We start from the raw sequence: 24,139 nt of genomic DNA, 5'->3' as shown, positions 1-24,139 counted from the left end.
AGATGACCACGCTCTTCGATCCGATCACTCTGGGCGACCTCGAGCTGCCCAACCGCATCATCATGGCCCCGCTGACCCGCTGCCGCGCCGACGAAGGCCGCGTGCCCAACGCACTGATGGCCGAGTACTACGTGCAACGTGCCAGCGCCGGGCTGATTCTCAGCGAGGCGACCTCGGTGACGCCCATGGGCGTCGGCTACCCGGACACCCCCGGTATCTGGTCCGATGAGCAGGTGCGCGGCTGGACCAACGTGACCAAGGCCGTGCATGGGGCCGGTGGGCGCATCTTCCTGCAGCTGTGGCACGTGGGGCGCATCTCCCATCCCAGCTACCTGAACGGCGAGTTGCCCGTGGCGCCGAGCGCGATCCAGCCCAAGGGCCATGTCAGCCTGATCCGGCCGGTCACCGAGTACCCGACCCCACGCGCCCTGGAAACCGAGGAAATCGCCGACATCGTCGAGGCCTACCGCACGGGTGCCGAGAATGCCAAGGCCGCCGGCTTCGACGGCGTGGAGATCCATGGCGCCAATGGCTACCTGCTCGACCAGTTCCTGCAGAGCAGCACCAACCAGCGCACCGATCGCTACGGCGGCGCCCTGGAGAACCGTGCGCGCCTGCTGCTGGAAGTGACCGACGCGGTCATCGAGGTGTGGGGCGCCAACCGTGTGGGCATGCACCTGGCCCCTCGCGCCGACGCCCATGACATGGGCGACGCCGACCGCGCGCAAACCTTCACCTATGTCGCACGGGAGCTGGGCAAGCGAGGCATCGCCTTCATCTGCTCGCGGGAGCAGGAAGCCGACGACAGCATCGGCCCGTTGATCAAGGAAGCCTTCGGCGGCCCGTACATCGTCAACGAGCGCTTCGACAAGGCCAGCGCCAATGCGGCCCTGGCCAATGGCACGGCCGATGCGGTGGCCTTCGGTATCCCGTTCATCGCCAACCCAGACCTGCCGGCGCGCCTGGCTGCCGATGCGCCGTTGAACGAGCCGCACCCGGAAACCTTCTATGCCAAGGGGCCGGTGGGGTATATCGATTATCCGCGGATGTGACCACGGCTCGGGGTTGGCCAGTCAAGCCGCGTCCTGGGGCTGCTTTGCAGCCCCATCGACAAACCGGAGCACGCATCAAGGCAGGGCGTTGATCTGCTGCTGCAGGTTCTGGATCTGACTCTGCAGGGTGTTGAGGTTGCGGGTCACCTGGCTGCGGAAGGCGTCGAACTCCTGCACCGAGGCCCCTGCGGCAGGCGTCGGGCGGTTGTCGATCTGGCTCTTGAGCACCAGCACATCCTGCTCCAGGCTCTCGATGGCCGCGCTCGGGTTGCCCTGCTTCTTCAACGCCGCCACCTCATTGCTCAGGCTCTTGATCTGGCCGTCGAGCTTGCCGCCATCCACCTGGCCCGACTTCAGCGCCGCCAGTTCGCCATTGACGGCCTTGAGCTGCGCCTGCAACTGGTTCTGCAGCTCGGTCACCGCCTTCTGCTGCTCACGGGTATCGGCCAGCACCTGCTCCAGGCGCTTGCCCAGGTCACCGGCCTGGCCGGCCACCCCCTGCTGCTGCTTGCCCTGCTCGGCCAGGCTCGCCTGCAACTGACGGATCTGCAGCTTCAGGGCCTCGCTGCCGGTATTGGCGCTGGACTCGCTGGCCTCCACCTTGCCGCTGATCGCCTGCAAGCGCCCCGCCGCTTCCTCGCTGATGCGGGCGAAACTCTCCTGGGTCGCCACCAGTTGCTGCTCCATCAGCGAGATCTGCTGGAAGCTCCACCAGCCCAACCCCGCCAAGGCGATGAACGACGCGCACAGCAGTGCCCACAGGGGGCCGCTGCTGGCCGGGCGCGTGGCCTTCTGGCGGCTGCGCGCCACATGCGCCGGCAGCAGCTCGTCGTCATCTGGAGTACCGGCACGCAAGGTCGGTACGTCGTCGAAATCGTCGTGTGAGTCGTTACGCATGGATGCTTTCAACCGCGGTGGTAGCAAAGGGGCATTAGTATAAACCGCTCGGGCGGCGCATTGATGACCATCATCGGCGCGCCAGGTTCACGGATGCACGTTTTTCCACCAGGCGCAGAACTCGTCCAACGCCGTCCACAGGCTGACCTTCGGCCGGTAGTCCAAGTACTGGCGGGCGCGGCTGATGTCCAGGGTGAAGTCCTTGCTCATCACCTGCATCGCGGTACGCGACAGGGTCGGCTGCGGGCGTCCCGGCCACAGCAGGCAGGCCGCTTCGTTCAGCGCCGCCAGGCTGTAGGCCAGCCCGTAGGCGCGGTAGCGGGTGACCTGGGGCAACTGCATCTGGCGCATCACGTAGTTGACCACGTCCCACAGCGGCACGGGCTGTCCATTGCTGATGTTGTAGGCTTGGCCGAGCGCCTGCTCGTCGGCGAACAAGGCACTGAGCAAGGCATCGTTGAGGTTGTGCACGCTGGTGAAATCGACTTTGTTCAGACCATTGCCGACGATCGCCAGGCGACGCTTGCGCTGCATCTGCAACAAGCGCGCAAAGATGCTCGCATCGCCGGCCCCGGTGACGAAACGCGGGCGCAGGGCCAGCACCTGCAGGCCGAACTCCTGGGCACCGAAGACCTTCTGCTCGGCCAGGTACTTGGTCGTCGCGTAGTGGTCGTGGAAACGGCGCGGCAGCTGGTCTTCGCGGATGTCCAGGCGCGAGCGGCCGGTGAAGTAGATCGACGGCGACGACAGGTGCACCAGGCGGCGCACGCGCGCCTTGAGGCAGCCTTCCACCACGTTCTCTGTGACCACCACGTTGCCCTGGTGGAAATCCTGATAGCGCCCCCAGTTACCCACCGCGCCGGCGCAGTGCACCACCGCGTCGACGCCCTGGCACAGACGCCTGGCCAGTTCGCCATCGCCCAGGTCGCCCGGCATGAACTCGGCACCGCGCTTGACCAGGTGCTCCACGCCCTCGGCGCGCCGGCCGTTGACCCGTACCTCCAGGCCCTGCTCCAGGGCGAAACGTGCAAAGCGCCCGCCGATGAAGCCGCTCGCGCCGGTGACCAGAATTCGCATGTAAGACTCCGCCTTGCCAGATGACTGAAGCAACTGACGTCGCCCGCGCCTACAAGGGCACCAGCCAGCCCGGCGCCGTCTGGCGCAGGTGCTCGGTCAGTTGGGCGAGCAACTGCCCGCCATTGCGCCAATGATGCCAGTACAGCGGCACGTCGATGGGCGTATCGGCGCAGATTTCCACCAGTTGCCCGCCGGCCAGTTGCTCGGCGGCCTGCAGTTCAGGCACCAGGCCCCAGCCCAACCCAGCTTCGGTCATGCGCAGGAAGCCCTCGGAAGACGGGCACAGGTGATGGAGGAAACCGTCCTGGATACCCAGCGACGCCAGGTAGCGGTGCTGGAGGAAATCGTCCGGACCGAACACCACCGCCGGCGTGCGGGCCAGGCGCCGGACCTCGAAGCCCCGGGGAAAATGCCGTGCCATGAATGCCGGGCTGGCCAGCGCCCGGTAGCGCATGGCCCCCAGGGGCAGGCTGCGCGCCCCGGCCACCGGCCGCTCGCTGCCGCACAGGCAGGCGGCCACTTCGCCGGCGCGCATGCGCTTGAGGCCGACGTCCTGGTCTTCCACCACCAGGTCGAGCAGCACCTGTTGCCCGGCGCAGAAGGCCCCCACCGCACCGGCCCACCAGGTCGCCAGGCTGTCGGCGTTGAGGGCGATGCGCAGGCGCTCGGGCATGCCTTCCTCGTCCAGCGCGGGCACCTGGCGTTGCAGGTCGCGCTCGAGCAGGCGCACCTGCTGCACATGGTTGAGCAACTGGCGGCCGACCTCGGTCGGGCTTGGCGGCGTGGCACGTACCAGCACCGGCTGGCCGACGCGCGCCTCGAGCAGCTTGATGCGCTGGGAAATGGCCGATTGCGACAGGCCCAGAACCTGGGCGGCGCGCTCGAAGCCGCCTTGCTCGATGACGGCGGCAAGGGCGGCGAGCAACTTGTAGTCGAACATCGATTTTCCTAATGAGAGATCAGCTTTATTTGTTTTTCTTATAGCGCGCATTTCCCCACAATGGCCAGCATCTTCCTTGGCAACAAGCACCGGCGCAGAGCCGGTGCCCCTGGAGTGTTCCCGCTATGTGGCAAAGCTATATGAACGGCATGCTGGTGGCCTTCGGCCTGATCATGGCCATCGGCGCGCAGAACGCCTTCGTCCTGGCGCAGAGCCTGCGCCGCGAACATCACCTACCGGTGGCGGCCCTGTGCATCGTCTGCGATGCGATCCTGGTGGCGGCCGGGGTGTTCGGCCTGGCCACGGTGCTGGCGCACAATCCGACCTTGCTGGCGGTGGCCCGCTGGGGCGGCGCGGTGTTCCTGATCTGGTACGGCGCCAAGGCCCTGCGCAGCGCCTGCTCGAAGCAGAGCCTGCAGCACCAGGAAGGCCAGGGCATGCGTTCACGCCGGGCCGTGCTGCTCAGCGCCCTGGCGGTGACCCTGCTCAACCCTCACGTGTACCTCGACACCGTGCTGCTGATCGGTTCCCTCGGAGCCCAGCAGAGCGTGCCCGGCGCCTACGTGGCCGGCGCCGCCAGCGCCTCGCTGGTCTGGTTCTCGACCCTGGCCCTGGGCGCGGCCTGGCTCGCCCCCTGGCTGGCCCGGCCCGCCACCTGGCGTCTGCTCGACCTCATGGTGGCGGTGATGATGTTCGCTGTGGCGGCGCAGCTGATTTTTTCTTGAGTTTCAAGCGGCGAGCTGCAAGTAAAAGCGGATCGTGCGGGCTTCTCTTGCCGCTTGTCCCTATAGTTGTTGCGTGGTTATGCGCGAGGCCGGGTGCTATGATCCAGCCCTTGCGTCGCAAAGAGTACAAACTCGCCGACGCTCATCGGGCCGCCCGTGATCGGCCTTGCGCAAACCGCAAACAGACCTGAATCAGGAGATCTACCATGGCTTTTGAATTGCCGCCGCTGCCGTACGCCCACGATGCCCTGCAGCCGCACATCTCCAAGGAAACCCTGGAGTATCACCACGACAAGCACCACAACACCTATGTCGTGAACCTGAACAACCTGGTCCCAGGCACCGAATTCGAAGGCAAGACCCTGGAAGAGATCGTCAAGACCTCTTCGGGTGGCATCTTCAACAACGCCGCTCAAGTCTGGAACCACACCTTCTACTGGAACTGCCTGTCGCCAAACGGTGGCGGCCAGCCGACCGGTGCCCTGGCCGATGCCATCACCAAGGCCTTCGGCTCCTTCGACAAGTTCAAGGAAGAGTTCACCAAGACGTCCGTCGGCACCTTCGGCTCCGGCTGGGGCTGGCTGGTGAAGAAGGCCGACGGCTCCCTGGCTCTGGCCAGCACGATCGGCGCCGGCAACCCGCTGACCAGCGGCGATACCCCGCTGCTGACCTGCGACGTCTGGGAACACGCCTACTACATCGACTACCGCAACCTGCGTCCGAAGTACGTCGAGGCGTTCTGGCAACTGGTCAACTGGGACTTCGTCGCCCAGCAGTTCGAAGGGAACACCTTCAAGGCCTGATGCTCTGGGCATCTTGAATTGAAACATCCGATGCCGGGCGACTGGCATCGGATTTTTTTTGTCCACAGAGCGCCTGAAGACGCGCTGGGGATCTCCCTATCAGGAGTGGCAAGAGAAACGCCCACGATCCGCTTTCACTTGTGGCTTGAAGCTTGAAGCTGAAAGCTCGCGGCTCACCCACGAACCGCCCGCTCTTGCCCCAGGCGGATAGCACGCTAACATCAAACATCTGGAAAGCTGACGTAGCGCACTCAAGTCGCAGGGCCGCGCAACCGATACATTGCCAAGGGCCCTTTCTACCGTGGCAATCGGTCGATAGTGTACTGCCAGGGACAATGGCAAAATAATGGCACGCGCATGGATTAAGGAACTCCCCTTGAAGCTGGAATTTCGGAACAGCTTATCGGTCAAGTTGCTCAGGGTCGTGCTGCTCTCGGCGCTGGCGGTCGGTGTCGTTCTCAGCTGTGCGCAGATCGTCTACGACGCCTACAAGACCCGCCAGGCGGTGAACACCGACGCCCAGCGCATCCTCGACATGTTCCGCGACCCATCGACCCAGGCGGTGTACAGCCTCGACCGGGAGATGGGCATGCAGGTCATGGAAGGCTTGTTCCAGGACGAGTCGGTGCGCATGGCTTCCATCGGTCATCCCAACGAAACCATGCTCGCGGAAAAGTCCCGCCCGCTACAGGACATGTCCCTGCGCTGGCTGACCGACCCGATCCTCGGCCAGGAACGCACCTTCACCACCCCGCTGGTCGGCCGTGGCCCCTACAGCGAGTACTACGGCGACCTGAGCATCACCCTGGACACCGCCAACTATGGCAAGGGCTTCCTGATCAACGCGGTGATCATCTTCATCGCCGGCGTGCTGCGCGCCTTGGCCATGGGCCTGGTGCTGTACCTGGTCTATCACTGGCTGCTGACCAAGCCGCTGTCGAAGATCATCGAGCACCTCACCCAGATCAACCCCGACCGTCCCAGCCAGCACCAGTTGCCATTGCTCAAGGGCCACGAGAAGAACGAACTGGGCCTGTGGATCAACACCGCCAACCAGTTGCTGGCCTCCATCGAGCGCAACACCCACCTGCGCCACGAGGCCGAGAACAGCCTGCAACGCATGGCCCAGTACGACTTTCTCACCGGCCTGCCCAACCGCCAGCAACTGCAGCAGCAGCTGGACAAGATCCTCGTCGATGGCGGCCGCCTGCAGCGTCGGGTGGCGGTACTGTGCGTCGGCCTCGACGACTTCAAGGGCATCAACGAACAGTTCAGCTACCAGGTCGGCGACCAACTGTTGCTGGCCCTGGCCGACCGCCTGCGCGCCCACAGTGGCCGCCTCGGCGCCCTCGCCCGCCTGGGTGGCGACCAGTTCGCCCTGGTGCAGGCCGACATCGAGCAGCCCTACGAGGCGGCCGAGCTGGCCCAGAGCATCCTCGACGACCTGGAGGTGCCATTCGCCCTGGACCACCAGCAGATCCGCCTGCGCGCCACCATCGGCATCACCCTGTTCCCGGAGGATGGCGACAGCACCGAGAAGCTGCTGCAGAAAGCCGAGCAGACCATGACCCTGGCCAAGGTCCGCTCGCGCAACCGCTACCAGTTCTATGTCGCCAGCGTCGACAGCGAGATGCGCCGGCGCCGCGAACTGGAAAAAGACCTGCGCGAGGCCCTGCCGCGCAACCAGCTGTACCTGGTGTACCAGCCGCAGGTCAGCTACCGCGACCACCGCGTGGTCGGCGTCGAGGCGCTGCTGCGCTGGCAGCATCCGGAGCTGGGTATGGTCCCGCCGGACCAGTTCATTCCCCTGGCCGAGCAGAACGGCAACATCATCGCCATCGGCGAATGGGTGCTCGACCAGGCCTGCCGTCAGTTGCGCGAATGGCACGACCTGGGCTTCAGCGAACTGCGCATGGCGGTCAACCTGTCCACCGTGCAACTGCACCACAGCGAGCTGCCACGGGTGGTCAACAACCTGCTGCAGATCTACCGCCTGCCGCCGCGCAGCCTGGAGCTGGAAGTCACCGAGACCGGCCTGATGGAAGACATCAGCACCGCCGCCCAACACCTGATCAGCCTGCGCCGCTCCGGTGCCCTGATCGCCATCGACGACTTCGGTACCGGCTACTCCTCGCTCAGCTACCTGAAGTCGCTGCCGCTGGACAAGATCAAGATCGACAAGAGCTTCGTCCAGGACCTGCTCGACGATGACGACGACGCCACCATCGTCCGGGCCATCATCCAGTTGGGCAAGAGTCTGGGCATGCAGGTGATCGCCGAGGGCGTGGAGAGCGCCGAGCAGGAGAGCTACATCATCGCCCAGGGCTGCCATGAGGGTCAGGGCTATCACTACAGCAAGCCCTTGTCTGCCCGCGAGCTGACCCTCTACCTCAAGCAGGCGCACCGCAACCAGGTGAGCGCGCTCTAACCTCGTCGCCAGGGGGGCTCGCGAAAACGACCAATCTTGATGAAATGCGCAACCGCCCCTTTACACAAAATGCAAATCTTTCGCATTATGTGGCGGTTTCGCGTGCCCCGGCACACAGTCCAACCACACGACGCAGGAAACCAACAATGATTCGAATGCCTCTGGCCTCCGCCAGTCTGCTGGCCATCGCCATCGCCCTCGCCGGTTGCGGCGAAGGCAAGGATGAAAAGGCTGCCGCTCCGCAAGCCCAGGCACCTGCTGCCGCCAGCACCAACGCCGCGGCGCCGGGGGCTGTCGACGAAACGGCCGGCAAGGCCGTGGTCAAGCATTACGCCGAGATCGTCCATGCCGTCTACAGCGATTCGCTGAGCACCGCCAAGACCCTGCAGACCGCCATCGACGCGTTCCTCGCCAGCCCTAACGATGAAACCCTGGAAGCCGCCAAGCAAGCCTGGGCCGCCTCTCGCGTTCCTTACCTGCAGAGCGAAGTCTTCCGCTTCGGCAACACCATCATCGACGACTGGGAAGGCCAGGTGAACGCCTGGCCGCTGGACGAAGGCCTGATCGACTACGTCGACAAGAGCTACGAGCACGCCCTGGGCAACCCGGCGGCCAGCGCCAACATCATCGCCAACACCGAGATCCAGGTGGGCGAAGACAAGATCGACGTCAAGGACATCACCCCCGAGAAACTGGCCAGCCTGAACGAGCTGGGCGGCTCCGAGGCCAACGTCGCCACCGGTTACCACGCCATCGAGTTCCTGCTGTGGGGCCAGGACCTCAACGGCACCGGCCCAGGCGCAGGCAACCGTCCGGCTTCCGACTACCTGGAAGGCAAGGGTGCCACCGGAGGCCACAACGAGCGTCGCCGCGCCTACCTGAAGGCCGTCACCGATCTGCTGGTCAAGGACCTGGAAGAAATGGTCGGCAACTGGGCGCCGAACGTCGCCGACAACTACCGCGCCAAGCTGGAGGCCGAACCGGTGGCCGATGGCCTGCGCAAGATGCTGTTCGGCATGGGCAGCCTGTCGCTGGGCGAGCTGGCCGGCGAGCGCATGAAGGTTTCCCTGGAGGCCAACTCGCCAGAAGACGAGCACGACTGCTTCAGCGACAACACCCACTACTCGCACTTCTACGACGCCAAGGGCATCCGCAATGTCTACCTGGGCGAGTACACCCGCGTCGACGGCACCAAGATGACCGGTCCGAGCCTGTCGGAGCTGGTGGCCAAGATCGACCCAGCCACCGACGCGACCCTCAAGGCTGACCTGGAGGCCACCGAGGCGAAGATCCAGGTGATCGTCGACCACGCGCTCAAGGGTGAGCACTACGACCAGCTGATCGCTGCCGACAACACCGCCGGCAACCAGATCGTCCGCGACGCCATCGCCTCGCTGGTCAAGCAGACCGGCGCGATCGAACAGGCCGCTGGCAAGCTGGGCATCGCCAACCTGAACCCGGACACCGCCGATCACGAGTTCTGATCCTGGTGCAGTGGTTCGACAGAGGCGGCCCTCGGGCCAATGCCGGTCAGTTAAGACTTTCAGTTGTCATTTGGGGCTACCTTGCAGCCCATCGCCGGCAAGCCGGCTCCCACAGGGACCGCGGCGACCACATATGATGCGGTTTGCACGGACAATGTGGGAGCCGGCTTGCCGGCGATGGGCTGCAAGGTAGCCCCAAAAATGACAAAGCGCCGCTTAACTGACTGACATTAGCCTTCGGGCCGCCTTTTTCATGATCCGAACCTCATGAGCTTGGCAAATGCGAGGGCCGCTTCGCGCCCCGATGGCGGCCAATGGCATTGGAGCAAGCCCCCGCCCCCCCCCGCCAACTGACAAGGATTTCATCCAGCAAACGCAAATTGCTCTTATTCAAACCCCCTCGGCCTGCTAAGCTTGCACGCCGGTTTTTCGCTCACCCAGGATCCTCGATGTCCTCGTCGCTGTTCCGACTCCTTCCCTTGCTGCTGGCCACCACCCTGGCTGCCTGTGACGACGCCCCGCGCTTCACCCAGGCCGAACCCGGCGAGGCCCTTTCCGGCGGCAAGGCAACGGTGCAGCGCAGCGACCGCAACGCCTTCTCCTTGCCCTCGGCCAACCTCTCGCCGGAGCGGCGCCTGGACTTCAGCGTCGGCAACAGCTTCTTCCGCAACCCGTGGGTGATCGCCCCTTCCACCACCACCGCCCGCGACGGCCTCGGCCCGCTGTTCAATACCAACGCCTGCCAGAACTGCCACGTACGCGACGGCCGCGGCCATCCCCCCGAACCCGATGCCCGCAACGCGGTGTCGATGCTGGTTCGCCTGTCGATCCCCGATCAGCCGCAGTACGCCAAGGAAATCGAGCGTCTGGGCGTGGTCCCGGAGCCGGTCTACGGCACCCAGCTGCAGGACATGGCCGTCCCCGGCGTGGCCCCGGAGGGCAAGGTGCGGGTGGAATACACGCCTGAAACCGTGACCTTCGAGGACGGCCACCAGGTCGAGCTGCGCCGCCCGCGCCTGCAGATCACCCAGCTCGGCTACGGGCCGATGCACCCCGATACCCACTTCTCCGCCCGGGTGGCGCCGCCGATGATCGGCCTTGGCCTGCTCGAGGCCATCCCCGAGGCGGCGATCCTGGCCAACGCCGACCCGGACGACGGCAACGGCGACGGCATCCGTGGCCGGCCCAACCAGGTCTGGGACCAGGCCACGGGCAAGACCGTGCTCGGCCGCTTCGGCTGGAAGGCCGGCCAGCCCAACGTCAACCAGCAGAACGTCCACGCCTTCGCCGGCGACATGGGCCTGACCACCCACCTGCAACCCGTCGACGACTGCACCCCGACCCAGGCCGACTGCCTGGCCGCACCCAACGGCGATGGCGCCGATGGCGAGAAGGAGGTCAGCGACAACATCCTGCGCCTGGTCACCTTCTACACCCGCAACCTCGGCGTGCCAGCGCGCCGCGACGTCGATGCCCCCCAAGTGCTGGCTGGCAAGACCCTGTTCTTCCAGGCCGGCTGCCAGGGCTGCCATACCCCGCAGTTCACCACCGCCGCCGATGCCAGCGAAGCGGAGCTGGCCAACCAGGTGATCCGCCCCTACAGCGACCTGCTGCTGCACGACATGGGCCCGGGCCTGGCCGACAACCGCAGCGAATTCGCTGCCGGTGGCCAGGACTGGCGCACCCCGCCCCTGTGGGGCATCGGCCTGACCGAAGCGGTCAGCGGCCACACCCAATTCCTCCATGACGGCCGCGCCCGCAACCTGCTCGAGGCCGTGCTCTGGCACGGCGGCGAAGCCGAAGCGGCGCGCAACCATGTTCTGACCTTCGATGCCGAGCAACGCGCAGCGCTGCTGGCGTTCCTGAATTCACTTTAAGCGCAAGGAGCCGGGCATGTTCCGACCCAAACTGTTGTTCACCAGCCTCGCCGCACTCGCCCTGGGCGCCTGCTCGCCACAAGACCCGCAGGCGGTGACCTCCGCCGCCATCGCCAAGCAGGTGATCCTGCCGACCTACAGCCGCTGGGTCGAAGCCGACCGCGCGCTTGCCGCCAGTGCCCTGGCCTACTGCGAAGGCAAGGCCTCCCTGGAGACCGCCCGCGCCGACTTCCTCAATGCCCAGAAGGCCTGGGCCGAGCTGCAGCCGCTGCTGGTCGGCCCGCTGGCCGAGGGCAATCGCGCCTGGCAGGTGCAGTTCTGGCCAGACAAGAAGAACCTGGTCGGCCGCCAGGTCGAGCAACTGGTCAATGGCGACAAGCCGATCGATGCCCAGGCCCTGAGCAAAGCCAGCGTGGTGGTACGCGGCCTCTCGGCCTACGAGTACATCCTGTTCGACAGCAAGCCGGACGTTGCCACCCCCGAGCAGAAGGCCCGCTACTGCCCGCTGCTGGTGGCCATCGGCGAGCACCAGAAGGCCCTGGCCGAAGAAATCCTCAAGGGCTGGAACAGCACCGACGGCATGCTGTCGCAGATGACCAAGTTCCCCAACCAGCGCTACGCCGACTCCCACGAGGCGATCGCCGACCTGCTGCGGGCCCAGGTCACCGCCCTGGATACCCTGAAGAAGAAGCTCGGCGCCCCCATGGGCCGGCAGAGCAAGGGCATCGCCCAGCCGCTGCAGGCCGAGGCCTGGCGCAGCCACTCCTCGCTCAAGAGCCTGGAGGCCAGCCTCAAGGCAGCCCAGGCGCTCTGGGCCGGGGTCGACAACCAGGGCCTGCGTGGCCTGCTGGGCAAGGACCAGGCCGCCCTGGCGGAAAAGATCGACGACGCCTACGCCACCTCTGTCAAACTGCTGGCCGACAACCAGAAGACCCTGGGCGAGCTGCTCGCCGACGACGCCGGCAAGCAGACCCTCAACCAGATCTACGACAGCCTCAACGTCGTCCACCGCCTGCACGAGGGCGAGCTGGCCAAGGCGTTGAACATCCAGCTGGGCTTCAATGCCAACGACGGTGACTGATCATGCTGCGACGCCAGGCCCTCAAACTCGGTAGCGTGTTGCTCAGCGCCCTGACCCTGGGCGGTTGGAGCCTGTTTCGCAACAAAGGCAGCGAACCCCTGCTGCTCTCGGCGCGCGACGATGGCGACGGCAGGCACTATGCGGTCGGCTACCGTCTGGACGGTACCCAGGTGTTCGCCACCCAGGTGGCCCAGCGTTGCCATGCCATCATCGACCATCCCGAGTTGCCGATCGCCCTGTTCGTCGCCCGCCGCCCCGGCACCGAAAGCTACTTGGTCGACCTGCGCGACGGGCGCCTGCTGCAGACCGTCGCCTCGCAACCGGACCGGCACTTCTATGGCCATGCGGTGATCCACAAGAGCGGCCAATGGCTGTACGCCACCGAGAACGACACCCGCGACCCGGGGCGTGGCGTGCTCGGCATCTACCGCTTCGAGGGCGAACGCCTGGTGCACAGCGGCGAGATCCCGACCCATGGCATCGGCCCGCATGAACTGTGCTGGCTACCCGACGGCGAAACCCTGGTGGTGGCCAACGGCGGCATCCGCACCGAGGCCGAGAGCCGCGTGGAGATGAACCTCGACGCCATGGAGCCGAGCCTGGTGCTGATGCAGCGCGACGGCACCCTGTTGAGCAAGGAGACTCTCGCCCAGCAGATGAACAGCGTGCGTCACCTGGCAGTCGGCAGCGACGGCACCATCGTCGCCTGCCAGCAGTTCATGGGCGATGCCGAGGAAACCGCCGAGCTGCTGGCGATCAAGCGCCCTGGCGAGCCGTTCAAGGCCTTCCCGGTGCCCGAGCGGCAGTTGCAGTCGATGGCCCAGTACACCGCCAGCGTCGCCCTGCACAGCGACTTGCGCCTGGTGGCGCTGACCGCGCCACGGGCCAACCGCCTGTTCATCTGGGACCTGGACAGCGGCGCGGTGAAGCTCGATGCACCGATGCCCGACTGTGCCGGCGTGGGGGCGGTGAAGGATGGTTTCGTGGTCACCTCCGGGCAGGGGCGTTGCCGCTTCTATGATTGCCGCAAGCGAGAGCTGGTCGGGCAGCCGATGGACCTGCCCTCCGGGTTCTGGGACAACCACCTGCATCTGACCTGAGTATTTTCGGCGCCTGAGCGGCCCTGTTCGCGGCAGTTCGGCGCCACGATGCCGCGCAAGGCGGTCCAGGACATACACCACCGCTCGACTGTCCGACTGGACCGCGCCAGCACGGCATCGGTGTCTTGTCCTTTCCCTCTCCCGCCAAAACAGGCAATACTTCCCCCATTCGCACGTGGGCAGGATCGCCCGTTGTCGTGCCAGACGAACAACAACTACGCATCCAAGGAACCGGACTTATGCTGCGCCGCCGCATGCTGATCATGTTGGCCGTGGTCCTGCTGATCGTACTGGCCCTGGGGGGCATCAAGGCCTTCTCGATCTACCAGCAGATCCAGGTGTTCTCTGCCCCGAAACCACCGGTCAGCGTGCCTGCCGCGATGGCCGAGCGACGCCTGTGGCAGGAGCGCCTGCCCGCGGTCGGCAGCCTCAAGGCGTTCCAGGGCGTGGAGCTGAGCCTGGAGGTAGCGGGCACGGTCAAGTCGCTGCACTTCGACTCCGGCCAGCAGGTCAAGGCCGGCCAGTTGCTGCTGCAACTGGACAGCGACGAGGAAGCCGCGCTGCTGCGCACTGCCCAGGCCGACCTGGGCCTGGCCAAGGTGGATTTCGGCCGCGGCAGCCAACTGGTGGGCGATGCGGCCATCTCCCGTGGCGAGTTCGACCGCCTGGCCGCCCAGTACCGACGCAACCAGGCCGTGGTCGAGCAGCTCAAGGCATCGCTGGCGAAAAAGCGCATCCACGCGCCGTTCAGCGGCACCATCGGCATCCGCCAGGTAGATATCGGCGACTACCTGGCAAGCGGCACGGTGATCGCCACCCTGCAGGACCTCTCCAGCCTCTATGTCGACTTCAACGTGCCCGAACAGGCCTTGCCGCACCTGAGCCTTGGCCAGTCGTTGCAGGTCCAGGTGCCGGCCTACCCGGGCCAGACCTTCCCCGCCCGCCTCGGCGCCATCAACCCCAAGGTCGAGGAAAGCACCCGTAACCTGCTGGTCCGCGCCACCCTGGCCAACCCCGACGGCAAGCTGCTGCCAGGCATGTTCGCCAACCTGCAGGTGCTGCTGCCCGACCCGCGTCCCCAGGTGGTGGTGCCGGAAAGCGCCATCACCTACACCCTCTATGGCAACTCGGTCTATGTGGTCACCAAGAAGCAGAGCGAGGACCGGCAGGCACAGCAGGACGATGGCCAGCCGACGCTGATCGCCGAACAGCGTACGGTACGCACCGGCGAGCGCCGCGATGGGCTGGTGGTGATCAGCGAAGGCCTCGAGGCCGGCGAGCAGGTGGTCACCGGCGGGCAACTGAAGCTGACCCCGGGCACGGCCATCCGCATCAGCGCGGACAAACCTCTCGAGCAGGACGACCAGGGCGCCCCCGGCGCCGACTGAACAGGAGGCAGGCATGGCGTTCACCGACCCGTTCATCCGCCGCCCGGTCCTGGCCAGCGTGGTCAGCCTGCTGATCCTGCTGCTCGGTTTCCAGGCCTGGAGCAAGCTGCAGATCCGCCAGTACCCGCAGATGGAAAATGCCCTGATCACGGTGACCACCGCCTACCCCGGGGCCAACGCCGAAACCATCCAGGGCTACATCACCCAGCCGCTGCAACAAAGCCTGGCCAGCGCCGACGGCATCGACTACATGACCTCGGTGAGCCGGCAGAACTTCTCGGTGATCTCCGTCTACGCGCGCATCGGCGCCGACAGCGACCGCCTGTTCACCCAACTGCTGGCCAAGGCCAACGAGGTACGCAACGAACTGCCCCAGGACGCCGAGGACCCGGTGCTGAGCAAGGAGGCGGCCGACGCCTCGGCGCTGATGTACATCAGCTTCTACAGCCAGCAGATGAACAACCCGCAGATCACCGACTACCTGTCGCGGGTGATCCAGCCCAAGCTCGCCACCCTGCCGGGCATGGCCGAGGCGGAAATCCTCGGCAACCAGGTGTTCGCCATGCGTATCTGGCTCGACCCGGTGCGGCTGGCCGGCTTCGGCCTCTCGGCCACCGACGTGACCGACGCGGTACGGCGCTACAACTTTCTCTCCGCCGCCGGCGAGGTCAAGGGCGAGTACGTGGTCACCAGCATCAACGCCGCCACCGAACTGAAATCCGCCGAGGCCTTCGCCGCCCTGCCCCTCAAGACCGAAGGCGACAGCCGCGTGCTGCTGGGCGATGTGGCACGGGTCGAGATGGGCGCGGAGAACTACGACACGGTCAGCTCGTTCGATGGCATCCCCTCGGTGTACATCGGCATCAAGGCCACCCCAGCGGCCAACCCGCTGGAGGTGATCAAGGAAGTGCGGCGGATCATGCCCGACCTGGAAAGCCAGTTGCCGTCTAACCTCAAGGTGTCCATCGCCTACGACGCCACCCTGTTCATCCAGGCCTCCATCGACGAGGTGATCAAGACCCTCGGCGAGGCGGTGCTGATCGTCATCGTCGTGGTGTTCCTGTTCCTCGGCGCCCTGCGCTCGGTGCTGATCCCGGTGGTGACCATCCCCCTGTCGATGATCGGCGTGCTGTTCTTCATGCAGGTGATGGGCTATTCGCTGAACCTACTGACCTTGCTGGCGATGGTGCTGGCCATCGGCCTGGTGGTGGATGACGCCATCGTCGTGGTGGAGAACATCCACCGCCATATCGAGGAAGGCAAGACGCCCTTCGAAGCTGCCCTGGAGGGCGCGCGGGAGATCGCCATGCCGGTGGTGTCGATGACCATCACCCTGGCTGCGGTGTATGCCCCCATCGGCTTTCTCGAGGGCCTGACCGGGGCCTTGTTCAAGGAGTTCGCGTTGACCCTGGCCGGCGCGGTGATCATTTCCGGCATCGTCGCCCTGACCCTGTCGCCGATGATGTGCGCCCTGCTGCTGCGCCACGAACAGAACCCCAGCGGCCTGGCCCATCGTCTGGACCTGATCTTCGACCGCCTCAAGGACCGCTACCAGCGCCTGCTGCACAGCACCCTGGAGAGTCGTCCGGTGGTGCTGGTGTTCGCCGTGATCGTGCTGTGCCTGATCCCGGTGCTGCTGATGTTCACCCACAACGAACTGGCGCCGGACGAGGACCAGGGGGTGATCTTCATGATGAGCAACTCGCCGCAGCCGACCAACCTCGACTACCTCAACGCCTACACCGATGAGTTCACACCGCTGTTCAAGCGCTTCCCCGAGTACTACTCATCGTTCCAGATCAACGGCTTCAACGGCGTACAGACCGGTATCGGCGGGTTCCTGCTCAAACCCTGGAACGAGCGCGAGCGTACCCAGATGGAGCTGTTGCCCTTGGTGCAGGCCGAGCTGGAGGAGATCGGCGGCCTGCAGATCTTCGGCTTCAACCTGCCCTCGCTGCCCGGCACCGGCGAGGGCCTGCCATTCCAGTTCGTGATCAACACCGCCGGCGACTATGCGGCGCTGCTGGAGGTGGCCCAGCGCGTCAAGGACCGTGCCCAGGCCTCGGGCAAGTTCGCCTTCCTCGACATCGACCTGGCCTTCGACAAACCCGAGGTGGTGGTCGACATCGACCGGGCCAAGGCCGCGCAAATGGGCGTTTCAATGGATATCCTGGGCGGGACCCTGGCGACCCTGCTGGGCGAGGCGGAGATCAATCGCTTCACCCTCGAAGGCCGCAGCTACAAGGTGATCTCCCAGGTCGAACGGCCGTTTCGTGACAATCCCGGCTGGCTGAACAACTACTACGTGAAGAACGACCAGGGCCAATTGCTGCCGCTGTCGACCCTGATCACCCTGAGCGATCGCGCCCGTCCGCGTCAGCTCAACCAGTTCCAACAACTGAATTCGGCGATCATCCAGGGCGTGCCCATGGTCAGCATGGGCGAAGCGATCCAGACCGTGCAGGCGATCGCCCGGGAGGAAGCGCCGGAGGGGTTCTCCTTCGACTATGCCGGGGCGGCGCGACAGTTCGTCCAGGAAGGTAGCGCGCTGTGGGTCACCTTCGGCCTGGCGCTGGCGATCATCTTCCTGGTGCTGGCGGCGCAGTTCGAGAGTTTCCGCGATCCGCTGGTGATCCTGGTGACGGTGCCACTGTCGATCTGTGGCGCGCTGCTGCCCCTGTTCCTCGGGGTTTCCAGCATGAACATCTATACCCAGGTGGGCCTGGTGACCCTGATCGGGCTGATCAGCAAGCACGGGATCCTGATCGTCGAGTTCGCCAACCAGTTACGCGAGGAGAAAGGGCTGGGCGTTCGCGAAGCGATCGAGGCGGCAGCGGCCATTCGTCTGCGGCCAGTGCTGATGACCACTGCGGCCATGGTGTTCGGCATGGTGCCGTTGATCCTGGCCAGCGGCGCCGGGGCGGTCAGCCGGTTCGACATCGGGATGGTGATCGCGACCGGGATGTCCATCGGCACGCTGTTCACCTTGTTCGTGTTGCCCTGCATCTATACGTTGCTGGCGCACCGGACGGTGGCGGCGGGAGAGAAACGCGAGGTGCAGGCCCGCTGAGGGGGCTCATCTACCCGCTGAGGTAGATGAGCGCTCGCTCAACCAAGCGGCCGCAGGCCCTGGCGCAGGCCGAACAGGAACAACAACAGGTCGTGGTCCGGCTGGGCCTGGACCTGCTGCTTGACCACTACCCGAGGCAAGGGACACTGCCCGCCCATCTCTGCCTTGCTGAACACTGCCGGCCGCGGTTCTTCCCAGGCCGCCACCGCCGCCGTGGTCACCGCCAGGGCAGCCAACAGGAACAAAGCTCGAGCGATTTCTAGTTTCATTGCTCTAACCCTTTGACAGCGCTGCCAAACGCCATCTGGTAAAAGTAGAGCAGTGTCTGCCATTCCGCCTCATTGAGTGACGAATGGCGCCGCAACTGACGCAGGTCGTTGTAGGCCGCGCGCTGGCAGCGGATACGCCGCCGGCACTTCTCCAGGTCCAGCAGGGCCACTTCGGCTCGGGCGCGCTCGCCTTCGCCGCTGACCTTGACGAAGACATGCTTGCCATACAGGCAACCATGCTGCCAATGCCCCAGGTGCATGCGCGCCAGGTTGTCGGCCAGGTCCTTGAGCATGCGTTCATGCACGGCCTGGGGATAACGCTCCCGGGCCCCTTCGGCATGCCAGGTATCCAGTTCGACGAAGCCATCGAGGGCCTCGCTCACCAGCAGGGCACGCCATTGGCGATCGTCATCCCGCCTGGCACCGGCGAAGACGATGCGCGGCACACGCACACCGAGCCGCTCGAAACTGTGCAGGGCATCCAGCTCGCGCAGCACCGTCGGCCGGCCGAACGGATGCAGCAGGCTCCGGTAGATATGCCCGACCTGGCGCTTGGCATACAGCACTTGCCCGCGTTCGTCGTTCAGGCGCTGCACGCCACTCTCGCCGCCGCGGCGCTGGTTGGGCTCCTCGACCCACTCGCCCTGCTGCTGCCAGTAATACTCGAACCGCGACATTCTATTTTCGGCTACAGCCATGCAAACCTACCCTTTGCGCAACACATACACTCGCCACATGGCATAGAACGGCAAGAAGTCCAGACGTTCCTGAATTCTGAACCCGGCTGTCACGAATTCTTCTTCGACCGTGTCCACCGGTAACACGAAACGGTTCTGGTAGCTGCCCTGCTCTGCCCTGCTCTTGCGTCGCTGCTCGAGTTTCCTGCGCCGCCATGCCTTGAAATTGCCATCCACCCACAGCGACAGGATCACGCTGTCGCGGCTAACCCTCTGAAACTCCGAAAGAATCGTCTTGCGATGGGCCGCCTCGCCAATGTGGTGGAACAGCCGCATGCAGAAAATGCTGTCTACCGCGTTGTCGGGCAGGTCGATGGCAAAGGCAGACGTTTGCAAAGGCCGTACCCGTGCCACCACCTCTGGCGGTTGCGAGGCACAGGCTGTCTCGATCATCGCCTCGGAATTGTCGGCACCGATGATCACTCGGTTGGGCTTTTCTGCCAGCAATGGCCAGAAACGGCCGGCACCGCACGGCAGGTCCAGGACCAGGCCCGGTTCGCCGGCCAGCGCCAGGGCACGCCTGGCCAGCTGTTCGTCACGGTGGTGAGAGAGGCGACGCGCCAAGCCATCCTGGTGCTTGAGAAAGTATTCGCGGGCATGCTGCTCGTCGTACTTCTCGGAAAATTCAAGTTTGATGGGGCCTCGCATTGAACATCTCCTGATTCCAGTGCGCCGACTTTAGGCAGCTGCACGTTGGAATCAGGTCATGCAAGTGTGAAAAATCTGTCAGATGCACCGTAGGATTTTTCAGAAAGTTACCGGGAAGCAGGTGACTGGTCGCGCGTCTCGGTGTCTGGGGCCGGTGCGCTGCCCTGGCTCAGGTCCACCTGGAAGCGACAACCATGGGGCAATGTGGCCGTCAGGGTGACCCGCCAGCCCTGGTCGTCGCAGATCCGCTGCACCAGCGAAAGCCCCAGCCCCAGCCCCTCGCCCCGGCGCTCGTCGCCGCGCACGAAGGGGCGGAACATTGCCTCGCGCTGCTCCTCGGGGATCCCCACACCGCTGTCCTCGACACTGAAACCGTTGGGCTCCAGGCTCAGGCGGATGTAGCCGCTGTCGGTGTAGTGGGCGGCATTGCGCAACAGGTTGCCCATCACCGACTGCAGGAACGTGGCGTTGTACAGCACCGGGCTGGCACTGACGCGGCCATCGTAGTAGAGGGTCAGGCCCTTCTGCTCGATGGTGTCGCGCCAGACCCCGATCAGGTCGTCGGCGACCTCGCACAAGGTCGCCCGCGAGGCGATGGCCCCCTCGTCACGCTGGGCCCGGGCCAGCATCAGGAAGGTCTTGACCAGCTCGCGCATTTCTTCGGTCGCCCGCGCGATGCGCTCTACCTGGTTGCGGGAACGGCTGTCCAGGGCCGGGTTCTCCATCAACAGCTCGCAGGAGGTGGCCAGCACCATCAGCGGGGTGCGCAGCTCATGGCTGACATCGCTGGTGAACAACCGCTCACGGGTCAAGGCGTCGCGCAGCCGGCCCAGGGTATCGTCGAAGGCCGCCGCCAACTGGCCGACCTCGTCCGCCGCGTAGTCCGGCGCCAAGGGTGGCGCCAGGCCGAGCAACTGGTCACGGTGACGGACCTGGCGAGCCAGGCGGATCACCGGCGCCATCACCCGCCGGGCCAGCAGCCAGCCGAGGATCACCGCCAGCGCCAGGCTGAGCACGAAGCCCACCACCACGACCGCGAACAACACCCGCTCGCGCTCCTCGAAATCGCTCTGGTCCTGCAGCAGCACGTAGTGGCGGCCATCGACCACCTCGACCATGGCGTGGTACGACAGCTGGTCGCGAAACACTTCGTGAAAGCCTGGTTCCAGGTGGCGCAGGTCCTTGGGCAGTTCGAAGTCGTCGCGACCGCCGCTGAAGTAGAACAACTGGTCGGGGCGCGGCCGGTGACTCCAGTCGCTGATGCTGTCCATGCGCAGCAGGCGCTGCAGGTCCCCGCCGAGCACCGCGGAGATCAGCCGCTCCTCGACCAGGTGGACAGTGGCGACGATACCGAAGGCGAAGGCCCCGGCGACCAGGGCGCTCATCAGCGCGAAGGCGATGATGATGCGCTGGGCGAGGCTCTGCTTAAACTCCATCGCGACCCTCGGCGAGGCGGTAGCCGACGCCATGTACGGTGTGTAGCAGGGGCTTGTCGAACGGCTTGTCGATCACCTGGCGCAACTGGTGCACATGGCTGCGCAGGCTGTCGCTGTCGGGGCAGTCATCGCCCCACAGGGCCTCTTCCAGCACTTCGCGGCGCAGCACGTGCGGGCTCTTCTGCATCAGGACGGCGAGCAGCTTGAGGCCGACCGGGTTGAGCTTGAGCAGGCGCCCCTGGCGGGTGACCTCCAGGGTGTCGAGGTCGTAGCTGAGGTCGGCGACCTGCAGGGTCCGCCGGCCGCCCCCTTGGGAACGGCGCAGCACCGCCTCGATGCGCGCCGCCAGCTCCGACAGGGCGAAGGGTTTGAGCAGGTAGTCGTCGGCGCCGGAGCGAAAGCCTTGCAGGCGGTCGTCCAGTTGGTCGCGGGCGGTGAGCATGATCACCGGGGTGTCGCGGCGGGCGTCCTCGCGCAGGCGCTTGCACAGGGTGTAGCCATCGATGCCGGGCAGCATGATGTCGAGGACGATCAGGTCGTAGTGTTCGGTGGCGGCCAGGTGCAGCCCGGACAGACCGTCCTGGGCACAGTCGACGGTATAACCCTTCATGCCCAGGTAGTCGGCCAGGTTGGCGAGGATATCGCGGTTGTCTTCAACCAGTAGAATGCGCATCGGGGTCTCCTGTGCGGCGCTTTCGCGGGGCGCGGCAGGCGCAGCTTACGGCCATCGTGGCCGAGGCGCCAGCCTTGGGGCCGCTGCGCGGCCCATTCGCGGGCAAGCCCGCTCCCACAGGGTTCGAGTCGATCACTATGATGGGGTTCGCAGGGGCATGTGGGAGCAACGGTCTTGTGGTGTCTGTACCGGCCCTATCGCCGTCAAGCCGGCTCCCAGGCTTCACCACTGTCCTCGGGCCTGGCGCCACCCTAATGTGGGAGCCGGCTTGCCGGCGATGGGCTGCACAGCAGCCCCAAGGCCGAACAGCGGAATATCCCCAGGCAGCCACAATGAAAAAGCCCCGCACGAGGCGGGGCTTCTTCATGTGCAGCGGGTGAGGCTGGCTTACATCATGCCGCCCATGCCACCCATGCCGCCCATGTCAGGCATGCCTGCAGCCGGCTTGTCTTCCGGCAGGTCGGCGACCATGGCTTCGGTGGTGATCATCAGACCACCGATCGAAGCTGCGGCCTGCAGCGCCGAACGGGTGACCTTGGCTGGGTCCAGGATACCCATCTCGATCATGTCGCCGTACTCGCCGGTAGCAGCGTTGTAGCCGTAGTTGCCCGAACCCTGCTTGACCTTGTCGGCCACCACGCTCGGCTCGTCGCCAGCGTTGGCAGTGATCTGGCGCAGCGGGGCTTCGACCGAGCGACGCAGCAGGGCGATACCGACGTTCTGGTCTTCGTTGTCACCCTTGAGGTCAGCGACAGCTTGCAGGGCACGCACCAGGGCGACACCGCCGCCAGGCACGACGCCTTCTTCGACGGCTGCACGGGTGGCGTGCAGGGCGTCTTCGACGCGAGCCTTCTTCTCTTTCATCTCGACTTCGGTGCCGGCACCGACCTTGATCACGGCAACACCGCCAGCCAGCTTGGCCAGGCGCTCTTGCAGCTTCTCACGGTCGTAGTCGGAGGTGGTTTCCTCGATCTGGGCACGGATCTGCTTGACGCGAGCCTCGATGTCGGCGTCGGCGCCAGCGCCGTCGATGATGGTGGTGTTTTCCTTGGACAGGATGACGCGCTTGGCGTTACCCAGGTGCTCCAGGGTGGTGGACTCCAGGGTCAGGCCGATTTCCTCGGAGATGACCTGGCCGCCGGTCAGGGTGGCGATGTCCTGCAGCATGGCCTTGCGGCGGTCGCCGAAGCCAGGTGCCTTGACGGCCGCGACCTTGACGATGCCGCGCATGTTGTTGACCACCAGGGTGGCCAGGGCTTCGCCCTCGACGTCCTCGGCGACGATCAGCAGCGGACGGCCGGCCTTGGCGACAGCTTCCAGCACCGGCAGCAGTTCGCGGATGTTGGAGATCTTCTTGTCGACCAGCAGCAGCAGCGGGCTTTCGAGCTCGGCAACCATGGTGTCCGGCTTGTTGACGAAGTATGGCGACAGGTAGCCACGGTCGAACTGCATGCCTTCGACAACGGACAGTTCGTTCTCCAGGCCCGAACCTTCCTCGACGGTGATGACGCCTTCCTTGCCGACTTTTTCCATGGCTTCGGCGATGATTTCACCGATGGAGGTGTCGGAGTTGGCGGAGATGGTGCCTACCTGGGCGATGGCCTTGGAGTCGGCGCACGGCTTGGACAGGTTCTTCAGCTCGGCGACGATGGCGGCGGTGGCCTTGTCGATACCGCGCTTGAGGTCCATCGGGTTCATGCCGGCGGCAACGGCCTTCAGGCCTTCGTTGACGATGGCCTGGGCCAGGACGGTAGCGGTGGTGGTGCCGTCACCGGCAGCATCGTTGGCCTTGGAAGCGACTTCCTTGACCAGTTGGGCGCCCATGTTCTCGAAGGCGTCCTTCAGCTCGATTTCCTTGGCGACGGAAACGCCGTCCTTGGTGATGGTCGGCGCGCCGAAGCTCTTGGCCAGGACCACGTTGCGGCCTTTCGGGCCCAGGGTCGCTTTTACCGCGTCAGCCAGGACGTTGACACCAACGAGCATTTTCTTGCGGGCGGAATCGCCGAATTTTACGTCTTTAGCAGCCATGATCGTTTAATCCTTGAATTCTTCTGGAATAACGGAAACCGGGGTTGATCAGCCTTCGATGACGGCGAGGATTTCGTTCTCGCTCATCACCAGCAGGTCTTCGCCATCGACCTTCACGGTGTTGCTGCCCGAGTAAGGGCCGAAAACCACCTGGTCGCCCACTTTCACGGCCAGTGCGCGCACTTCGCCATTGTCCAGGATGCGACCGGTGCCGACGGCGACGATTTCGCCGCGGTTCGGTTTTTCAGCGGCCGAACCCGGCAGGACGATACCGCCAGCGGTTTTCGATTCTTCTTCGCTGCGACGGATGACGACGCGGTCATGCAGAGGACGAAGCTTCATTGTCGATCTCTCCCAAAGTGTGGTTTTCATCGGCCGGTGTCGACACCGGCGGGTTGAGGCTTCCGGCGTAGCCGGTGAGGGCCC

The 24,139-nt window shown here is 65.2% G+C and carries 20 protein-coding genes; 10 read left to right on the top strand and 10 right to left on the bottom strand.

Features of this window, described 5'->3' with window-relative positions; genetic code table 11:
• Positions 1 to 2 precede the first annotated feature (2 nt).
• Complete coding sequence (locus NJF35_RS12315) at positions 3 to 1,052, top strand: alkene reductase (protein WP_253080353.1); 1,050 nt, start codon at positions 3 to 5, stop codon at positions 1,050 to 1,052.
• Between the two features lie 75 nt (positions 1,053 to 1,127).
• Here the strand turns inward: NJF35_RS12315 and NJF35_RS12310 are convergent, their stop codons facing one another.
• From NJF35_RS12310 to NJF35_RS12300, 3 genes are all read right to left on the bottom strand, one after another.
• Positions 1,128 to 1,949 carry an ATPase gene (locus NJF35_RS12310; RefSeq protein ID WP_253091122.1) on the bottom strand — a complete coding sequence of 274 codons (822 nt, stop codon included), beginning with the start codon at positions 1,947 to 1,949 and terminating at the stop codon, positions 1,128 to 1,130.
• A gap of 87 nt (positions 1,950 to 2,036) precedes the next feature.
• Complete coding sequence (locus tag NJF35_RS12305) at positions 2,037 to 3,026, bottom strand: NAD-dependent epimerase/dehydratase family protein (RefSeq protein WP_225787995.1); 990 nt, start codon at positions 3,024 to 3,026, stop codon at positions 2,037 to 2,039.
• 49 nt (positions 3,027 to 3,075) lie between these two features.
• Positions 3,076 to 3,966: a LysR family transcriptional regulator ArgP gene (locus tag NJF35_RS12300; RefSeq protein WP_225787994.1), complete on the bottom strand. Its 891-nt coding sequence runs from the start codon at positions 3,964 to 3,966 to the stop codon at positions 3,076 to 3,078.
• 125 nt (positions 3,967 to 4,091) lie between these two features.
• On the opposite strand from NJF35_RS12300, the gene NJF35_RS12295 reads away from it, so the two are divergent.
• The 9 genes from NJF35_RS12295 to NJF35_RS12255 all read left to right on the top strand — a co-directional run bounded on the left by NJF35_RS12295 (position 4,092) and on the right by NJF35_RS12255 (position 17,922).
• Positions 4,092 to 4,691: a LysE/ArgO family amino acid transporter gene (locus NJF35_RS12295; protein WP_225787993.1), complete on the top strand. Its 600-nt coding sequence runs from the start codon at positions 4,092 to 4,094 to the stop codon at positions 4,689 to 4,691.
• 206 nt (positions 4,692 to 4,897) lie between these two features.
• Positions 4,898 to 5,494, top strand: a complete 597-nt coding sequence (locus NJF35_RS12290; RefSeq protein ID WP_084855819.1) for a superoxide dismutase — start codon at positions 4,898 to 4,900, stop codon at positions 5,492 to 5,494.
• Positions 5,495 to 5,870: 376 nt separating this feature from the next.
• On the top strand, positions 5,871 to 7,922 hold the full coding sequence (locus tag NJF35_RS12285) for a putative bifunctional diguanylate cyclase/phosphodiesterase (protein WP_225787992.1): 2,052 nt from the start codon (positions 5,871 to 5,873) through the stop codon (positions 7,920 to 7,922).
• Between the two features lie 146 nt (positions 7,923 to 8,068).
• The gene (locus NJF35_RS12280) at positions 8,069 to 9,406 is read left to right on the top strand and encodes an imelysin family protein (RefSeq protein WP_253091121.1); all 1,338 of its coding nucleotides are present in this window, start codon (positions 8,069 to 8,071) and stop codon (positions 9,404 to 9,406) included.
• Positions 9,407 to 9,855: 449 nt separating this feature from the next.
• Positions 9,856 to 11,283 (top strand): di-heme oxidoredictase family protein, encoded by a 1,428-nt coding sequence (locus NJF35_RS12275; protein WP_253091120.1) that lies wholly within the window; start codon positions 9,856 to 9,858, stop codon positions 11,281 to 11,283.
• 16 nt (positions 11,284 to 11,299) lie between these two features.
• Positions 11,300 to 12,364, top strand: a complete 1,065-nt coding sequence (locus NJF35_RS12270; protein WP_225787989.1) for an imelysin family protein — start codon at positions 11,300 to 11,302, stop codon at positions 12,362 to 12,364.
• Positions 12,365 to 12,366: 2 nt separating this feature from the next.
• Positions 12,367 to 13,464, top strand: a complete 1,098-nt coding sequence (locus NJF35_RS12265; protein WP_225787988.1) for a DUF1513 domain-containing protein — start codon at positions 12,367 to 12,369, stop codon at positions 13,462 to 13,464.
• A gap of 239 nt (positions 13,465 to 13,703) precedes the next feature.
• A complete protein-coding gene (locus NJF35_RS12260; protein ID WP_225787987.1) occupies positions 13,704 to 14,852 on the top strand; it encodes an efflux RND transporter periplasmic adaptor subunit in 1,149 nt (382 codons plus the stop codon).
• A gap of 13 nt (positions 14,853 to 14,865) precedes the next feature.
• Entirely contained in the window at positions 14,866 to 17,922 is a 3,057-nt protein-coding gene (locus NJF35_RS12255; protein ID WP_225787986.1) for a multidrug efflux RND transporter permease subunit, read from the top strand.
• A gap of 38 nt (positions 17,923 to 17,960) precedes the next feature.
• On the opposite strand, the gene NJF35_RS12250 is transcribed toward NJF35_RS12255, so the two are convergent.
• The 7 genes from NJF35_RS12250 to NJF35_RS12220 form a co-directional block, all read right to left on the bottom strand.
• On the bottom strand, positions 17,961 to 18,191 hold the full coding sequence (locus NJF35_RS12250; RefSeq protein ID WP_225787985.1) for a hypothetical protein: 231 nt from the start codon (positions 18,189 to 18,191) through the stop codon (positions 17,961 to 17,963).
• Positions 18,188 to 18,889 (bottom strand): lipopolysaccharide kinase InaA family protein, encoded by a 702-nt coding sequence (locus NJF35_RS12245; RefSeq protein ID WP_225787984.1) that lies wholly within the window; start codon positions 18,887 to 18,889, stop codon positions 18,188 to 18,190. Before NJF35_RS12245 ends, NJF35_RS12250 begins: the two co-directional genes overlap by 4 nt.
• Positions 18,890 to 18,895: 6 nt before the next feature.
• Positions 18,896 to 19,576 carry a class I SAM-dependent methyltransferase gene (locus tag NJF35_RS12240; protein ID WP_225787983.1) on the bottom strand — a complete coding sequence of 227 codons (681 nt, stop codon included), beginning with the start codon at positions 19,574 to 19,576 and terminating at the stop codon, positions 18,896 to 18,898.
• A 107-nt stretch (positions 19,577 to 19,683) separates the two neighbouring features.
• The gene (locus NJF35_RS12235; protein ID WP_225787982.1) at positions 19,684 to 21,012 is read right to left on the bottom strand and encodes a sensor histidine kinase; all 1,329 of its coding nucleotides are present in this window, start codon (positions 21,010 to 21,012) and stop codon (positions 19,684 to 19,686) included.
• A complete protein-coding gene (gene colR / locus NJF35_RS12230) occupies positions 21,002 to 21,685 on the bottom strand; it encodes a two-component system response regulator ColR (RefSeq protein ID WP_186553893.1) in 684 nt (227 codons plus the stop codon). The genes NJF35_RS12235 and colR overlap by 11 nt, the downstream gene beginning before the upstream one ends.
• A 387-nt stretch (positions 21,686 to 22,072) precedes the next feature.
• The gene (gene groL, locus NJF35_RS12225; RefSeq protein WP_225787981.1) at positions 22,073 to 23,713 is read right to left on the bottom strand and encodes a chaperonin GroEL; all 1,641 of its coding nucleotides are present in this window, start codon (positions 23,711 to 23,713) and stop codon (positions 22,073 to 22,075) included.
• 48 nt (positions 23,714 to 23,761) lie between these two features.
• Complete coding sequence (locus NJF35_RS12220) at positions 23,762 to 24,055, bottom strand: co-chaperone GroES (RefSeq protein ID WP_225787980.1); 294 nt, start codon at positions 24,053 to 24,055, stop codon at positions 23,762 to 23,764.
• Positions 24,056 to 24,139: the final 84 nt, after the last annotated feature.

This window comes from Pseudomonas guariconensis (assembly GCF_024127895.1).
Lineage (GTDB): Bacteria > Pseudomonadota > Gammaproteobacteria > Pseudomonadales > Pseudomonadaceae > Aquipseudomonas > Aquipseudomonas guariconensis_B.
This window is presented reverse-complemented; position numbering and strand designations above follow the sequence as displayed.

What these genes read in the sequence shown, in the direction of transcription:
- NJF35_RS12295 (WP_225787993.1), top strand. Translation starts at nt 4,092, where the DNA reads ATGTGGCAAAGCTATATGAACGGCATGCTGGTGGCCTTCGGCCTGATC.
- NJF35_RS12245 (WP_225787984.1), bottom strand. Translation starts at nt 18,889, where the DNA reads ATGGCTGTAGCCGAAAATAGAATGTCGCGGTTCGAGTATTACTGGCAG.
- colR (WP_186553893.1), bottom strand. Translation starts at nt 21,685, where the DNA reads ATGCGCATTCTACTGGTTGAAGACAACCGCGATATCCTCGCCAACCTG.
- groL (WP_225787981.1), bottom strand. Translation starts at nt 23,713, where the DNA reads ATGGCTGCTAAAGACGTAAAATTCGGCGATTCCGCCCGCAAGAAAATG.
- NJF35_RS12310 (WP_253091122.1), bottom strand. Translation starts at nt 1,949, where the DNA reads ATGCGTAACGACTCACACGACGATTTCGACGACGTACCGACCTTGCGT.
- NJF35_RS12265 (WP_225787988.1), top strand. Translation starts at nt 12,367, where the DNA reads ATGCTGCGACGCCAGGCCCTCAAACTCGGTAGCGTGTTGCTCAGCGCC.
- NJF35_RS12250 (WP_225787985.1), bottom strand. Translation starts at nt 18,191, where the DNA reads ATGAAACTAGAAATCGCTCGAGCTTTGTTCCTGTTGGCTGCCCTGGCG.
- NJF35_RS12220 (WP_225787980.1), bottom strand. Translation starts at nt 24,055, where the DNA reads ATGAAGCTTCGTCCTCTGCATGACCGCGTCGTCATCCGTCGCAGCGAA.
- NJF35_RS12235 (WP_225787982.1), bottom strand. Translation starts at nt 21,012, where the DNA reads ATGGAGTTTAAGCAGAGCCTCGCCCAGCGCATCATCATCGCCTTCGCG.
- NJF35_RS12240 (WP_225787983.1), bottom strand. Translation starts at nt 19,576, where the DNA reads ATGCGAGGCCCCATCAAACTTGAATTTTCCGAGAAGTACGACGAGCAG.
- NJF35_RS12300 (WP_225787994.1), bottom strand. Translation starts at nt 3,966, where the DNA reads ATGTTCGACTACAAGTTGCTCGCCGCCCTTGCCGCCGTCATCGAGCAA.
- NJF35_RS12255 (WP_225787986.1), top strand. Translation starts at nt 14,866, where the DNA reads ATGGCGTTCACCGACCCGTTCATCCGCCGCCCGGTCCTGGCCAGCGTG.
- NJF35_RS12290 (WP_084855819.1), top strand. Translation starts at nt 4,898, where the DNA reads ATGGCTTTTGAATTGCCGCCGCTGCCGTACGCCCACGATGCCCTGCAG.
- NJF35_RS12280 (WP_253091121.1), top strand. Translation starts at nt 8,069, where the DNA reads ATGATTCGAATGCCTCTGGCCTCCGCCAGTCTGCTGGCCATCGCCATC.
- NJF35_RS12260 (WP_225787987.1), top strand. Translation starts at nt 13,704, where the DNA reads ATGCTGCGCCGCCGCATGCTGATCATGTTGGCCGTGGTCCTGCTGATC.
- NJF35_RS12275 (WP_253091120.1), top strand. Translation starts at nt 9,856, where the DNA reads ATGTCCTCGTCGCTGTTCCGACTCCTTCCCTTGCTGCTGGCCACCACC.
- NJF35_RS12270 (WP_225787989.1), top strand. Translation starts at nt 11,300, where the DNA reads ATGTTCCGACCCAAACTGTTGTTCACCAGCCTCGCCGCACTCGCCCTG.
- NJF35_RS12315 (WP_253080353.1), top strand. Translation starts at nt 3, where the DNA reads ATGACCACGCTCTTCGATCCGATCACTCTGGGCGACCTCGAGCTGCCC.
- NJF35_RS12305 (WP_225787995.1), bottom strand. Translation starts at nt 3,026, where the DNA reads ATGCGAATTCTGGTCACCGGCGCGAGCGGCTTCATCGGCGGGCGCTTT.